We start from the raw sequence: 13,131 nt of genomic DNA, 5'->3' as shown, positions 1-13,131 counted from the left end.
CCTCTGGCATCCGCGACAGGAGATTGCTAAGGTGCCCACCCGTTTCGTTCCATTCCTTTCGCCAACTCGCCCGAATCGACCAGCTGAGGACCGATCCATGCCGCACTACCGCTCCCGCACCTCAACCCACGGCCGCAACATGGCGGGCGCGCGCGGCCTGTGGCGGGCGACCGGCATGAAGGACGGCGATTTCGGCAAGCCGATCATCGCCATCGCCAATTCCTTCACCCAGTTCGTGCCCGGCCACGTCCACCTGAAGGATCTGGGCCAGCTGGTCGCTCGCGAGATCGAAAAGGCCGGCGGCGTCGCGAAGGAGTTCAATACCATCGCGGTGGACGACGGCATCGCCATGGGCCATGGCGGCATGCTCTACAGCCTGCCCTCGCGCGAACTGATCGCCGACGCGGTCGAATACATGGCGAACGCCCACTGCGCCGACGCGCTGGTCTGCATCTCCAACTGCGACAAGATCACGCCCGGCATGCTGATGGCGGCGATGCGGCTGAACATCCCGGCGATCTTCGTGTCGGGCGGCCCGATGGAGGCCGGCAAGGTCAAGTGGCGCGGCAAGACCAAGGCGGTCGACCTGATCGACGCCATGGTCGCCGCCGCCGACCCGACCGTCTCCGACGAGGAGGCGGCGGAGATGGAGCGCGGGTCCTGCCCGACCTGCGGCTCCTGCTCCGGCATGTTCACCGCCAACTCGATGAACTGCCTGACCGAGGCGCTCGGCCTGTCGCTGCCCGGCAACGGCACCATCCTCGCCACCCATGCCGACCGCAAGGAGCTGTTCCTGGCCGCCGGCCGCCTCGCCGTCGACCTCTGCCGCCGCTGGTACCAGGAGGAGGACGCCACCGCCCTGCCGCGCGGCATCGCCACCAAGGCGGCCTTCGAGAATGCGATGACGCTGGACATCGCCATGGGCGGCTCGACCAACACCGTGCTGCACATCCTGGCCGCGGCGCAGGAAGGCGAGGTCGACTTCACCATGGCCGACATCGACCGGCTATCGCGCAACGTTCCCAACGTCTGCAAGGTCGCCCCGGCCGTCGGCGACGTCCATATCGAGGACGTGCACCGCGCCGGCGGCATCTTCGGCATCCTGGGCGAGTTGGACCGCGCCGGTCTGCTGAACCGCACGGCTCCGACCGTCCACGCGCCGACCCTGGGCGACGCGATCGACCGCTGGGACGTGATGCGCACCCAGGACCCGGCCGTCCATACCCTCTACAAGGCCGCCCCCGGCGGCATCCCCACCGTCGTGCCCTTCAGCCAGGAGCGCCGCTGGCCGGACCTGGACCTCGACCGCGAAAAGGGCGTCATCCGCAAGTCGGAAAAGGCCTTCAGCCAGGACGGCGGTCTGGCCGTGCTGTACGGCAACATCGCGGAGAATGGCTGCATCGTGAAGACGGCGGGCGTCGACGCCTCCAACCTCGTCTTCGCCGGCCCGGCCCGCGTGTTCGAAAGCCAGGACGACGCCGTCGCCGGCATCCTGGGCGACGTGGTGAAGGCCGGCGAGGTCGTGGTGATCCGCTATGAGGGTCCGCGCGGCGGCCCCGGCATGCAGGAGATGCTGTACCCGACCAGCTACCTGAAGTCGAAGGGGCTGGGCAAGGCCTGCGCCCTGGTCACCGACGGGCGGTTCTCCGGCGGCACCTCTGGCCTGTCGATCGGCCATGTCTCGCCGGAAGCGGCGCAGGGCGGCGCCATCGGCCTGGTCGAGAACGGCGACCGCATCGAGATCGACATTCCCAACCGCATCATCCGGCTCGCCGTCGGCGACGAGGAGATGCAACGCCGCCGTGACGCGATGAATGCGACGGGTGTCGATGCCTGGAAGCCGGTCGGCCGCCAGCGCATGGTGTCACCGGCCCTGCGCGCCTATGCCGCTCTGACGACCAGCGCGGATCGCGGTGCCGTGCGCGATGTGACGCAGGTCGAAAACATCGCTGTTCGGCGGTGAGCGCGACCCGCTTCCATGACGGGGCAGGCATATCCGGTACATATCACAAGTAATTATAGAAGCGCCGCGCAAGTTGCGGCGCTTTTTTTTGCCAGAGGCAACATACCAGAGTATGTCGCATTCCACCTGCGCGAAAATCTTGGGTGGATGCATCGCTCGGATGTTCGCAAAATTCAAAATGCATGCTCTAATATGTCAACGCGAATTCCGCGAGGGGGGCGGACATGGCGGACACACTGTGGAGCGCAGCGACGGACGGCAGTCGCCCCTGGCAGGACGCTTCACGCCTGCCGGGTGAGAAGCCGCGCGAACGCAAGGTGGTCACGGCGATGTTCGTGGATATCGTCCGTTCCTCCGCAATGGTGGCCGGCCGCGATCCGGAGGATGCCGACGACCTGCTGCTGTCGATCCTGACCCGGATAACCGAAGCGGTGCCGCGCTTCGAGGGCACGGTGACCCAGATGCTGGGCGATGGCTTCCTGGCGACCTTCGGCGCACCCGGTGCCAAGGAGGACCATGCGCTCCGCGCCTGCCTGGCCGCCCAGGACATCCTGAGCGCCACCCGCGACGAACAGGGCCGGCCGATCTTCCAGATCCGCATCGGCATCAGTTCCGGCGACGCGGTGGCCCATGTGGTGACCAACGGGCTGTGGACGGACTACCGCGCGGTGGGCGAATGCGTGCACATGGCCGCCAAGCTGCAGCAGCGCGCCGCCGCCGACAGCGCCCAGCTCAGCCGCGATACGCTCGATCTCATCCCGGTCGGAGTGGCGACGCGTCCGATGGGGAGCCTCCGCCTGTCCGAGGAGGTGGAGCCGATGCCGGCCTTCCTGCTCGACGGCGCCCGCGCCGTGCGCCGCACCGCCACCGACCTGCTGTCGGCCACCGACGCCCCTTATGTCGGGCGGGAAAAGGAGGTGGCGGCCCTGTTCGCGATCGCGGATTCGGTGGAGGCCGGGAGACCGGCCCAACTCCTGCTGCAGGGCGAGGCCGGGATCGGCAAGTCGCGGCTGGTCGGTGAATTCCTGCGCGACCCGCGCAGCCGGCGCTGGACCCTGCTGCAATGGCCGCAGATGCCGATCCGCCGGCTGGCCGACCCCGACGACCTGGAGGCGGTGGCGCTGAGCCTGGCCGAACAGGTGGCGGGCTGCGCCAGCGAGGAGGGCATCGACTGGGTTTGCGACGCCGCCGCCCGCCGGACCGGGACGCTGGCCGGCGATGCCGTGCGCGCGCTGTTCGGCCGGCCGGCCGCCGATCCGCTGTGGATCGGCCTGGATCCGGCGCAGCGCCTGTCGCTGGGAATCGAGGGGCTGGTGGGCGCGGTCCTGGAACTCGCCTCGCCCAAGGCCGGCGCTGCCGGGGGCGGTTCGGGTGCGCTGGGACGGCCACTGCTGGTGCTGGTGGAGGATGGGCACTGGGCGCGGCCGGTGATGGTGCGCCTGCTCGACCGGCTTGCCGGATCGCTGCCGGGCAGCGGCTCCCGCCTGCTGCTGCTCGCCACCCGGCGGCCGCCGCCGCTGGGGCCCGAATCCCAGGACCAGGGCTGGAACGGCCGGCCGGGCGGACGCCGCATCGATCTGGGCATGCTGTCGCCGGAACAGGTGCAGGCTTTCCTGTCCCACTGGCTGGGATCCGACTGGTCGCTGGTCGAACTGAAAGCCCAGGTCGCCGCCCGCTGCCAGGGCGTTCCGCTTTATCTGGAAGAGGTGTTGCGCACGCTTGAGGCATCCAACGCTATCGAAGGCGCGCCCGGTGCCTACCGGCTGGTCGATCCGCTGGTGGTGAACAAGCTTCCCCGCACTTTGCATGCGCTGCTGGCCGAGCGCATGGACCTGATGACGCTGGAGCGCCGCCGGCTGCTGATGAACGCGGCGGTGATCGGCATCACCTTCGATGTCGGGCTGCTCCAGGCGTTGACCGGCCTGCCGATGCCGAAGCTGACCGACTGCCTCGCCTATCTCGAGCGTGCCGGCTTCGTGCTGCGCACCCGCCTGCTGCCCAACCTGGAATACTCCTTCAAGCATGCGCTGGTCCAGGAGGTCGCTTATGCCACCCTGACCAAAGCCGATCGCCGCGCGCTGCACGCCCGCGTGCTGGAAGCGTTGCGCCACCGCCGCGACCACGACCTGCCCAACCGCCTGGATCTGCTGGCCCACCACGCATTCATGGCTGAGAACTGGCCGGCCGCCCACCTGTTCGGCCGCCGGGCCGGCGTGCGGTCGGAACTGCGGTCCCGGCTTGAGGACGCGGGCCGCCATTACCGCAATGCCCTGGACGCACTGGATCGGTGTCCGGACCGGCCCCGGAAACCGCTGCAAAGAATCGACACCTCCATCGCGCTGGCGCGGGCAAGAATGCCGCGCGGCTTCACCGATACGTGCCAACTGCTGGAACATGTCCGGGATCTGTCCCTTGCCGTCGACGATCCGCGACGGTATGCGCGTGCCTCCTCTATGCTGGCCGCGGTGGAGTGGTCGAACGGCAACATCGACCGGGCCATTCAGTTCAGTCGTGAAGGATTGCAGGCCAACGACGGCAGCTTCGACCGCAAGACGCAGATCCAGCTGCTCGGGCGGCTCGGCGGCATTTTGGCGGAGAAGGGATATTATCCGGAAGGATGCAGCGTGCTGCGATCGGCACGGAATATGCTGCCCGCCAACAGCCTGCGCGAACGTTTCGGACTGGCGGTGGTCGGCGAGGTCGGGATTTGTGCCAATCTGGCACGGAACTGCGCGGAGATCGGCTACGAAAGCGAGGCGGTCAGAACGGCACGGGATGCCGTCGAAGCTGCGGATGCCAGCCAGCACAACTTCTCACGGCTCTACGCGTATGAGCACATGGGCTGGACCTACCTCCTGCTTGCGGAACCGGAAAAATCGATCCCCTACCTCGAAACGGCACTCGAGTTGTGCGATTCGATCGATTCCAAGCTCCACAAGCCTTTCCTGCTGGGAGCCACCGCCTATGCCCGGGCTTGCACAGGAAAGGTCCAGGACGGGCTGCGGCTCTTCAAGCGGGGGCTGGCGATCGCCGAACAGGAGCGGGTCAACGCCTACATCAACCAAGTGCATCTCTGGCTCGCCGAGACCTACCTTCTGGCCGGCGACGTCGCAAATGCACGACAGCGGATACAACTCGTTCGGCAGTTAGCCTCTACGTCGGGTCGGATCGGTTATCTGGCAAAGGCCCAGGCACTGGACGCCGAGGCGACGTCCCTTATGCACGGCGGTACGAAAGGCGCCGATCACGCCCTGCTGCATGCCGAGGAGAATGCACGCCGCCTGTCCCTGACCCGGGTTGCCGCCAGATGCGCCGAACTCCGTGTCCGCTCACCCGACCAGCGCCCGACACCAATCATCCATCATTCCATGGCGGGGCGTTCCTAGAGTGCTATCGGTTCAAGCGGAATCGCCTGAACCGATAGCACGGAAAAACAGAAGCCTTGAGTCGGTCCGGTACCTCCATAGGCACCGGACCGACTCTAGCGCGCGCCGGTCTGCCTGAAATAATCCAACACATAGCTGCGGATCGCACTGGTCAACGGGATCGTCGAGGGCCGCGAGGAATCGACCTCCTGGCATAGATCGCGGACCGGCCGCTCCTCTTTCTTCGAAATCTCATCCAGCCCGCTCCAGATCGCCATTTCCAGACGGAGTTTCGCACGGCGGCCGGTCAGCGGGATCGTGCGCGAAACCACCGAGGGCCACACCATGAGGCTGCGCAGATCGGGGCCGTACGCCATGTCTTCGAAGGATTTCTTTTGAAGCTGCATAGGGCCGCTCTCCGGTACCGAACGGAATGAGAAAGTAGAGGGGCTGTCTACACTCACTCCACCCTCCGCACTGTGAAGTTCTTCACAGCCGGATACCCCTTCGAATGCGAAGAGTTTTCCGGTCGCCAAACTTCCCAAGGAAAAATTCCATGAACGTTTCGATCTCCCAGGCTTCGATGATCCGTGGCGCCGATGGCCGTCTCTATTCCGTGACCGCGCACGGCGTGTCGGAAATCGCCGACACCGCCATCGCCACGGCCCGTACCCATGTCCGTTCTGGCGACCGCGCTGGCTTCGAAACCGCCGACCACGAAGCCGCCCGCACCATGATCGCCCCGGGCGCCTGATCGGGTTCCCGGTTCCTGTTCTTCGGACCGTGGCCACCAGCACCGACAAGGTGCTGACCGGCCACGGACCCGGGAACGGGAGGCCCCCTTCGATTTTCCTCCGCCCCGGACAAGCCGCGATGCCCTTCGATCTGCTCGATATCAAAGCCTCGGTTTCGGATGCGGTGAAGGCCCACACGGTCGGCACCCACCGGGTCATGGCGCCCGAACAGACCCTGGCGCGGGTCGCTCCGTTCCTGCCGATCATGGGGATCACGCGGGTCGCCAATGTCACCGGGCTGGACGCCATCGGGATACCGGTGGTCATGGTGACGCGACCGAACTCGCGCTCCGTTTCGGTGTCGCAGGGCAAGGGGGTGACGCTCGCCGCCGCCAAGGCATCGGGGGTCATGGAATCGATCGAGAGCTACCATGCCGAACGCATCACCCTGCCACTGAAGTTCGCCAGCTTCGAGGAGCTGCGCTGGACCCATCCGGTGGTCGATGTCGACCGCCTGCCCCGGCTGTCGACGAGCAGCTTCAATCCGCATAGCCCCATCCTGTGGATCGAGGGGCAGGATCTGCTGAACGGCGGCCCGAAATGGGTGCCGTTCGAGATGGTCCACCTGAATTTCACCGTGCCGATGGCTCCCGGCAACGGCGCCTTCCTGGCAGGGTCCAACGGGCTGGCGTCGGGCAACCACAAGGTGGAGGCGATCAGCCATGCCATCACCGAACTGGTGGAGCGCGACGCGACCACCCTGTGGCGTCTGGCCGGCCCCGAGACCCGGACGGCAACGCGCATCGACCTGGACAGCGTCGACGACCCGGTCTGCCGTTCGCTGATCGACCGGTTCGAGGCGGCCGGCGTCGCCGTCGGTGTGTGGGAGACCACCAGCGACATCGGCCTGCCGGCCTTCCTCTGCCGCATCGTCGAGCGCGAGGAGCTGCCCCAGCAGTCCATCCGCCCGGCCACCGGCATGGGATGCCACGCCGCGCGCGAGATCGCCCTGTCCCGCGCCCTGACCGAGGCGGCGCAGAGCCGCCTGACCTTCATCGCCGGTGCCCGGGACGACATGCCGCGCGCCGAATACGAACGCCACCTCGACCCTGCCCACCATGCCCGCTGGAAAGCCGCCATCACCGGCGGCACCGGCCGGCGCTCCTTCTCCGACTGCCCGACCCGCACCGCCCCCACCATCGAGGCCGACCTGGCCCATCAGCTGGACCGGTTGCGTGCCGCCGGCATCGAGGAGGCCGTGGCCATCGACCTGACCAAGCCCGAATTCGGCATCCCCGTCGTGCGCGTCGTCGTTCCGGGACTGGAGGGTGCCGACGAATCCCCCGATTACCTGCTGGGCGACCGCGGCCTGCGTGTGCTCGGCGCCCATGCGATGGAGAAAGCGGCATGAGCGGCGTCTATGTCTTTCTCGGCCCCACCCTGCCGCACGAGGACGCGGCGTCGCTTCTCGACGCCACCTACCTGCCGCCGGTCGCACAGGGCGACGTGCTGCGACTGTGCGCGGAGAAACCGGCTGCCATAGGGATCGTCGACGGCTTCTTCGAAAGCGTGCCGTCGGTCTGGCACAAGGAAATCCTCTACGCCATCCATGCCGGCATCCCCGTGTTCGGCGCCTCGAGCATGGGGGCGTTGCGCGCAGCCGAATTGTATCCATTCGGCATGATCGGCGTCGGCGCCGTCTTCGAAGCCTACCGCGACGGGCGGCTTGAGGACGATGACGAGGTGGCGGTGATCCATGGTCCCGCCGAATTGGGGTACACCGCCCTGTCGGAAGCAATGGTCAACATCCGCCGCACCCTGTCCGACGCGGTGTCCGAGCGCTTGGTAACCGCTGAAACGGCATTGCGCCTCGAATCCATCGCCAAGGAACTGCCCTACCGTGAACGCGGCTATGGCCGAATGCTGCGGCTGGGAAGCGACATCGGCCTGCCTGCTGCCGAATTGACCGCCTTCCGGACATGGCTGCCGCAGGGCCGTTTCGACCAGAAGCGGGATGACGCCAAGGCGATGCTGCGCCAGATCGCACGGCGGCTGGGCCGCACGCCGGCCGGCGACGCCATGCCGGAAGCCCGCTTCCACTTCGAGCACACCGTCCTGTGGGACCGGGCCCTCCGGGACACAGCCGCGCCCGCCGGATCGCTCGCGATGTGAGAGCGTATCGGCTACACTGATCGCGCTGCAGTGGCGAATATCGCCATCGCGGGGCAAAACGGTGTCTGGACGGACGAATGAACGCGCCGATCGATATCGCGGCAGTGTTACGGCGCAACCGACTGCTCGGAGAGCTCGATTCCGGACAGATGGCAGAGTTGCTGGGGCTGGGGCGCATCGCCCGCTTCGACGCCGAGCAGATCATCTTCGACAAGGGTGATCCAGGCGACTGCCTGTTCGCGGTGCTGAAGGGACAGATCGCCATACGCACCTCCTCGGCGGACGGCAAGACCATGCTGCTCAACATCCTGGAGGCTGGCGACGTCCTCGGCGAGATCGGGCTTATCGACGGACGGGAGCGGACGGCCGCCGCGGTCGCCCTGCGTCCGGTCGACCTCTACCGCATCGACCGCGCCGACTTCATCCCCTTCCTGGAACGCCATCCGCGCCTGTGCACCCGCATGATGGTTGTCCTGTGCGAGCGGCTGCGCTGGGTATCGGAGAACATCGAGGACGCCGTCTTCCACGATGTGCCCCGCCGGCTTGCCCGCCGCCTGCTGCTGCTGTCGGAAAGCTATGGGCAGGCGACCCCGACGGGTCTGCGCCTGACCCTGCCGCTGTCGCAGGAAGCGCTCGCCAACATGCTGGGCGTCACCCGCGAAATGGTGAACAAGTGCCTGGGCGCTCTGCGCAAGACAGGCGCAGTGACATATGCCAAAGGGTTTATCGTCATCAACGACCTGTCTCTTCTCAAGGACATGGCCGGAGATCCCGAACGTTCTCCTTAGGGGGAATCCTTACATGCCTAAAGTTTTGTTCCCAAAACCAGTTGTGGTCGCGCTATAGTGTACGAGCGGTGGGGAGATCGCACGGGTAGCACGAGGATTTTTAGGCATGTCGAGCGACGGGAACAGTTTTGCTTGCGGCGGTCAATCCATGGGCGTGGCTTCATTGACATCCCGCACGCTGAGATTGTCCGGACGTGAGTTCACGGTCAGGTTGGAGCCATCCTATTGGGAAGGGCTCGATGAGATTTGTCACCGGGAAGATCTGACGGTGGACGAATTGTGCGCCGATGTCCGCGAACGGATGGAACAGCAGAGCCGCCGTACCGCCCAATCCGGCGTATCGCTCGCCAACGCACTGCGCGTCTTCGTTGTCGGCTATTACCGGCAGGCGGCAACGGAACGCGGTCACGCCCGTGCCGGTCATGGCCAGGGCCGCCCCTTCATCGCCACCCCGTTCGATACGATTCCCGCCATCAGCGGCAACTGAGGAAACGGGGGGGCAGGCCTTGCGGCCCACCCCCGACGACCTCACTGCGCCGTCCAGCCGCCATCCATGGTCAGCGCCGCGCCGCGCATGTTTCCAGCCGCGTCGGAGCACAGGAACACCGCCAGCTCGCCCAGCTGTTCCGGCGTGACGAAGGACTTCGACGGCTGCTTCTCGCTCAGCAGCTCGCGCCCGGCCTCTTCGATCGACACGCCGCGGCTTGCCGCCAGCGCATCGATCTGCTTCTGCACCAGCGGCGTCAGCACCCAGCCCGGGCAGATGGCGTTGCAGGTGATGCCCGTCTCCGCCAGTTCCAGCGCCGTCACCTTGGTCAACCCGATCACGCCATGCTTGGCGGCGACGTAGGCCGACTTGTTGACCGATGCCACCAGCCCATGGACCGAAGCGATGTTGATGACGCGGCCCCAGCCGCGCGCCTTCATGCCCGGCAGCGCCGCGCGGGTACCGTGGAAGACGGCCGACAGGTTGATGGCGATCACCGCATCCCACCGTTCCACCGGGAAGGCATCGACAGGCGACACATGCTGGATGCCGGCATTGTTGACCAGCACGTCCAGCCGGCCATAGGCGGCCTCGGTCGCGGCGACCATCGCCTCGATCTCCGCCGGCTTCGACATGTCGGCGCCGTTGTGGGCGACGCGGACGCCGAACTCCGCCGACAGCGATTGGCACAGCTCTGCGATGTAGGACGCGTCGCCGAAGCCGTTCAGCATCAGGTCGGCGCCCTGTCCCGCCAATTGCCGTGCGATTCCAAGGCCGATCCCGCTGGTGGACCCAGTGACGAGCGCGGCCTTCCCCTTCAGATTGGTCATTCTTCTTACCCTTAGAGCGGCATGGAACGGAGGTCCGGGGCGACGATCAGCTCGCACCCGGTGTTTGCGATCACCTGCTCCACCGTGACACCGGGGGCGGTTTCCTTCAAGACGAGGCCCGCGTCGGTCGGCTCGATGACGGCGAGGTCGGTCACCACCAGATCGACCCGGCGAACGGAGGTGAGCGGCAGCGCGCAGCGCTCGACGATCTTCGGTTCGCCCTTGGCGCTGTGCTGCATGGCGACGATCACCCGGCGGGCGCCGGTGACCAGATCCATGGCGCCGCCCATGCCCGGCACCATCTTGCCCGGCACCATCCAGTTGGCGAGCCGCCCCTCGCGGTCCACCTGCAGGCCGCCGAGCACGGTGACGTCGAGATGGCCGCCGCGGATCAGCCCGAAGGAGAAGGCGCTGTCGAAGGACGCCGCCCCCGGCAGGGCCGAGATGGGCGAGCCGCCGGCATCGGTCAAGTCGTGGTTCTCCGCCCCGGTGATCGGGCCGGACATGCCGACGATGCCGTTCTCCGACTGGAAGAACACGTGCCGTCCGGCGGGGACATAGCGGGCGACCAGGGTCGGCAGGCCGATGCCCAGGTTGACGAGGTCGCCGTCCAACAGCTCCAGCGCGACGCGCTTGGCGATCAGGGTCTTTTCATCCATGGCTTTCTACTCCCCGATCAGCGCGGCTTGGCGGTGACGATGTGGTCGACCAGCACCGACGGCGTCATCACCGCGTCGGGCGGGATGCAGCCGACCGGCAGGATGTCCTCGGCCTCGGCGATCACGGTCGCCCCGGCCATCGCCATCAGTGGGTTGAAGTTGCGGGCGGTCAGCGCATAGGTCAGGTTGCCGTACAGGTCGGCCTGCTTGGCGGCAACCAGGGCGAAATCGGCCTTGATCGGCATTTCCAACAGATAGGTCGTGCCGTCGATCTCGACCGTGCGCTTGCCCTCCTCCACCGTCGTACCGACGCCGGTGGGGGTCAGCACGCCGCCCAGCCCGACGCCGCCGGCGCGGATGCGCTCTGCCAGCGTGCCCTGCGGCACCAGCTCCACCTCGATGGCGCCGGAGATCATCTGCTTCTGCGTCTCGGGGTTCAGGCCGATGTGGCTGGTGACGACCCGGCGCACCAGCTTCTCCACCACCAGCTTCCCCAGCCCGTTGTCGGGCCGGGCGGTGTCGTTGGCGATGATGGTCAGGTCGCGCTTGCCCTGGCGGATCAGTTCGTCCACCAGCCGGTTGGGGCCGCCGACGGCCATGAAGCCGCCGATCAGCAGGGACGCGCCATCGGGAATGCGCGCGACCGCGTCTTCCAGGGAAATGAGTTTGTTCTTCATGATCAGACGATCCCGGTCAGGTAATAGACGGCGATCACGAAGAAGACCGCCAGCGTCTTGATGCAGGTGACGGCGAAGATGTCGCCGTAGGATTGCCGGTGCGTCAAGCCGGTGACGCCCAGCAATGTGATGACGGCGCCGTTGTGCGGCAAGGTGTCCATGCCGCCGCTGGCCATGGAGGCGACGCGGTGCAGCACCTCCATCGGGATGCCGGCGGCGTTGGCAGCGGTGATGAACTGGTCGGCCATCGCCGCCAGCGCGATGCTCATGCCGCCCGATGCCGACCCGGTGATGCCGGCCAGCGCGGTGACGGTCACCGCCTCGTTGACCAGCGGGTTCGGGATGGCCGACAGGGCGTCGCGGATGATCAGGAAGCCCGGCAGCGCCGCGATGACCGCGCCGAAGCCGTACTCCGACGCCGTGTTCATGGCGGCCAGCAGCGACCCGCCGATGGCGGCCTTGGTGCCTTCGGCGAAGCGTTGCGACACCGGCTTCCAGGCGAAGGCCAGCACCATCAGGATGCCGCAGAGCAGCGCCCCTTCCACCGCCCAGATGCCGGCGACCGACGACACCTGCGTCACCAGCGGCTTGGCGCCGGGGGTCAGCACCACCTCGCTGGTGGCACCGTAGACGCTGGGGATACCCAGCGTGAACAGCTTGTTCAGCACGCCGACGGCGACCAGGGGCGACAGCGCCAGGATCGGGTTGGGCAGCGCTTCCGCGGCCACCGGCTCCGGTTCGTTGCTGTGGCCGCTGCCATAGCCCTCGCCCCGCGCGATGGCCGAGCGCACCCGCCATTCCAGATAGACCAGCCCGAGCGCCAGGATGAAGGCCGAGCCGATCAGGCCGAGCCAGGGGGCGGCATAGGCGTCGGTCTTGAAGAAGGTGGTGGGAATGATGTTCTGGATCTGCGGCGTGCCCGGCAGCGCGTCCATGGTGACGGTGAAGGCGCCGAGCGCGATCACGCCGGGGATCAGGCGCTTGGGGATGTCGCCCTGCCGGAACATCTCGGCGGCGAAGGGATAGACGGCGAAGACCACGACGAACAGCGACACGCCGCCATAGGTCAGCAGCAGGCAGACCAGGACGATGGAGGTCACCGCACGCTCGCGCCCGACCAGCTTGATGACGGCCGAGACGATCGACTTGGAGAAGCCGGACAGCTCGATCACCTTGCCGAAGACCGCCCCCAGCAGGAAGACCGGAAAGTACAGCTTCACGAAGCCGACCATCTTGTCCATGAACAGGCCGGTGAAGATCGGCGGTACGGCCGACGGGTCGGTCAGCAGCACGGCCCCCAGCGCCGCGACCGGCGCGAAGAGGATGACGCTGAAGCCCCGATAGGCGACCAGCATCAGGAACGCGAGCGCTCCCACGCAGATCAGGAAACTCATTTGGACGATGCTCCCTCGGTTATTCTTGTCGGACGCTTGGCGTCGCTGATGTCGTTTCGGGC

Annotated in this window: 12 protein-coding genes; 7 read left to right on the top strand and 5 right to left on the bottom strand. The window is 66.9% G+C overall.

Annotated features, from left to right (window positions below; all coding sequences use genetic code 11):
* The first annotated feature begins 97 nt into the window (after window positions 1–97).
* Together ilvD and ABMY26_RS32420 are read left to right on the top strand one after the other, a co-directional pair.
* Window positions 98–1,963 carry a dihydroxy-acid dehydratase gene (ilvD, locus tag ABMY26_RS32425; protein ID WP_372400308.1) on the top strand — a complete coding sequence of 622 codons (1,866 nt, stop codon included), beginning with the start codon at window positions 98–100 and terminating at the stop codon, window positions 1,961–1,963.
* A gap of 224 nt (window positions 1,964–2,187) precedes the next feature.
* The gene (locus tag ABMY26_RS32420; protein ID WP_372400307.1) at window positions 2,188–5,349 is read left to right on the top strand and encodes an adenylate/guanylate cyclase domain-containing protein; all 3,162 of its coding nucleotides are present in this window, start codon (window positions 2,188–2,190) and stop codon (window positions 5,347–5,349) included.
* 95 nt (window positions 5,350–5,444) lie between these two features.
* On the opposite strand, the gene ABMY26_RS32415 is transcribed toward ABMY26_RS32420, so the two are convergent.
* Window positions 5,445–5,735, bottom strand: coding sequence for a ribbon-helix-helix domain-containing protein (locus ABMY26_RS32415; RefSeq protein WP_372400306.1), 291 nt, complete (start codon window positions 5,733–5,735; stop codon window positions 5,445–5,447).
* A gap of 149 nt (window positions 5,736–5,884) precedes the next feature.
* Here ABMY26_RS32415 and ABMY26_RS32410 point away from each other — a divergent pair, with 149 nt between their 5' ends.
* The 5 genes from ABMY26_RS32410 to ABMY26_RS32390 all read left to right on the top strand — a co-directional run bounded on the left by ABMY26_RS32410 (window position 5,885) and on the right by ABMY26_RS32390 (window position 9,509).
* The gene (locus tag ABMY26_RS32410) at window positions 5,885–6,082 is read left to right on the top strand and encodes a hypothetical protein (RefSeq protein WP_372400305.1); all 198 of its coding nucleotides are present in this window, start codon (window positions 5,885–5,887) and stop codon (window positions 6,080–6,082) included.
* Between the two features lie 119 nt (window positions 6,083–6,201).
* Window positions 6,202–7,473: a YcaO-like family protein gene (locus ABMY26_RS32405; RefSeq protein WP_372400304.1), complete on the top strand. Its 1,272-nt coding sequence runs from the start codon at window positions 6,202–6,204 to the stop codon at window positions 7,471–7,473.
* Window positions 7,470–8,234: a TfuA-like protein gene (locus tag ABMY26_RS32400; protein WP_372400303.1), complete on the top strand. Its 765-nt coding sequence runs from the start codon at window positions 7,470–7,472 to the stop codon at window positions 8,232–8,234. Before ABMY26_RS32405 ends, ABMY26_RS32400 begins: the two co-directional genes overlap by 4 nt.
* A gap of 149 nt (window positions 8,235–8,383) precedes the next feature.
* Window positions 8,384–9,022, top strand: coding sequence for a Crp/Fnr family transcriptional regulator (locus ABMY26_RS32395; RefSeq protein ID WP_372400301.1), 639 nt, complete (start codon window positions 8,384–8,386; stop codon window positions 9,020–9,022).
* A 106-nt stretch (window positions 9,023–9,128) separates the two neighbouring features.
* A complete protein-coding gene (locus tag ABMY26_RS32390) occupies window positions 9,129–9,509 on the top strand; it encodes a ribbon-helix-helix domain-containing protein (protein ID WP_372400300.1) in 381 nt (126 codons plus the stop codon).
* Between the two features lie 41 nt (window positions 9,510–9,550).
* Here the strand turns inward: ABMY26_RS32390 and ABMY26_RS32385 are convergent, their stop codons facing one another.
* Genes ABMY26_RS32385 through ABMY26_RS32370 form a run of 4 tightly spaced genes read right to left on the bottom strand, consistent with a single transcriptional unit; the run spans window position 9,551 to window position 13,069 of the window.
* Window positions 9,551–10,339 carry a 3-hydroxybutyrate dehydrogenase gene (locus ABMY26_RS32385; protein WP_372400299.1) on the bottom strand — a complete coding sequence of 263 codons (789 nt, stop codon included), beginning with the start codon at window positions 10,337–10,339 and terminating at the stop codon, window positions 9,551–9,553.
* An 11-nt stretch (window positions 10,340–10,350) separates the two neighbouring features.
* The gene (locus ABMY26_RS32380; RefSeq protein ID WP_372400298.1) at window positions 10,351–10,998 is read right to left on the bottom strand and encodes a 3-oxoacid CoA-transferase subunit B; all 648 of its coding nucleotides are present in this window, start codon (window positions 10,996–10,998) and stop codon (window positions 10,351–10,353) included.
* Between the two features lie 17 nt (window positions 10,999–11,015).
* The gene (locus tag ABMY26_RS32375; RefSeq protein ID WP_045583701.1) at window positions 11,016–11,675 is read right to left on the bottom strand and encodes a CoA transferase subunit A; all 660 of its coding nucleotides are present in this window, start codon (window positions 11,673–11,675) and stop codon (window positions 11,016–11,018) included.
* A gap of 2 nt (window positions 11,676–11,677) precedes the next feature.
* Entirely contained in the window at window positions 11,678–13,069 is a 1,392-nt protein-coding gene (locus ABMY26_RS32370) for a GntP family permease (protein ID WP_372400297.1), read from the bottom strand.
* Window positions 13,070–13,131: the final 62 nt, after the last annotated feature.

This window comes from Azospirillum sp. HJ39, from assembly GCF_041507355.1.
GTDB classification, from domain to species: Bacteria; Pseudomonadota; Alphaproteobacteria; order Azospirillales; family Azospirillaceae; genus Azospirillum; species Azospirillum thiophilum.
The sequence above is the reverse complement of the archived record's forward strand: the minus strand, read 5'-3'. Positions and strand labels throughout refer to the sequence as shown.

Coding starts and splice junctions, on each gene's coding strand:
- ABMY26_RS32400 (WP_372400303.1), top strand. CDS start 7,470: ATGAGCGGCGTCTATGTCTTTCTCGGCCCCACCCTGCCGCACGAGGAC.
- ABMY26_RS32420 (WP_372400307.1), top strand. CDS start 2,188: ATGGCGGACACACTGTGGAGCGCAGCGACGGACGGCAGTCGCCCCTGG.
- ABMY26_RS32390 (WP_372400300.1), top strand. CDS start 9,129: ATGTCGAGCGACGGGAACAGTTTTGCTTGCGGCGGTCAATCCATGGGC.
- ABMY26_RS32385 (WP_372400299.1), bottom strand. CDS start 10,339: ATGACCAATCTGAAGGGGAAGGCCGCGCTCGTCACTGGGTCCACCAGC.
- ABMY26_RS32415 (WP_372400306.1), bottom strand. CDS start 5,735: ATGCAGCTTCAAAAGAAATCCTTCGAAGACATGGCGTACGGCCCCGAT.
- ABMY26_RS32410 (WP_372400305.1), top strand. CDS start 5,885: ATGAACGTTTCGATCTCCCAGGCTTCGATGATCCGTGGCGCCGATGGC.
- ABMY26_RS32405 (WP_372400304.1), top strand. CDS start 6,202: ATGCCCTTCGATCTGCTCGATATCAAAGCCTCGGTTTCGGATGCGGTG.
- ABMY26_RS32380 (WP_372400298.1), bottom strand. CDS start 10,998: ATGGATGAAAAGACCCTGATCGCCAAGCGCGTCGCGCTGGAGCTGTTG.
- ABMY26_RS32395 (WP_372400301.1), top strand. CDS start 8,384: ATGGCAGAGTTGCTGGGGCTGGGGCGCATCGCCCGCTTCGACGCCGAG.
- ABMY26_RS32375 (WP_045583701.1), bottom strand. CDS start 11,675: ATGAAGAACAAACTCATTTCCCTGGAAGACGCGGTCGCGCGCATTCCC.
- ABMY26_RS32370 (WP_372400297.1), bottom strand. CDS start 13,069: ATGAGTTTCCTGATCTGCGTGGGAGCGCTCGCGTTCCTGATGCTGGTC.
- ilvD (WP_372400308.1), top strand. CDS start 98: ATGCCGCACTACCGCTCCCGCACCTCAACCCACGGCCGCAACATGGCG.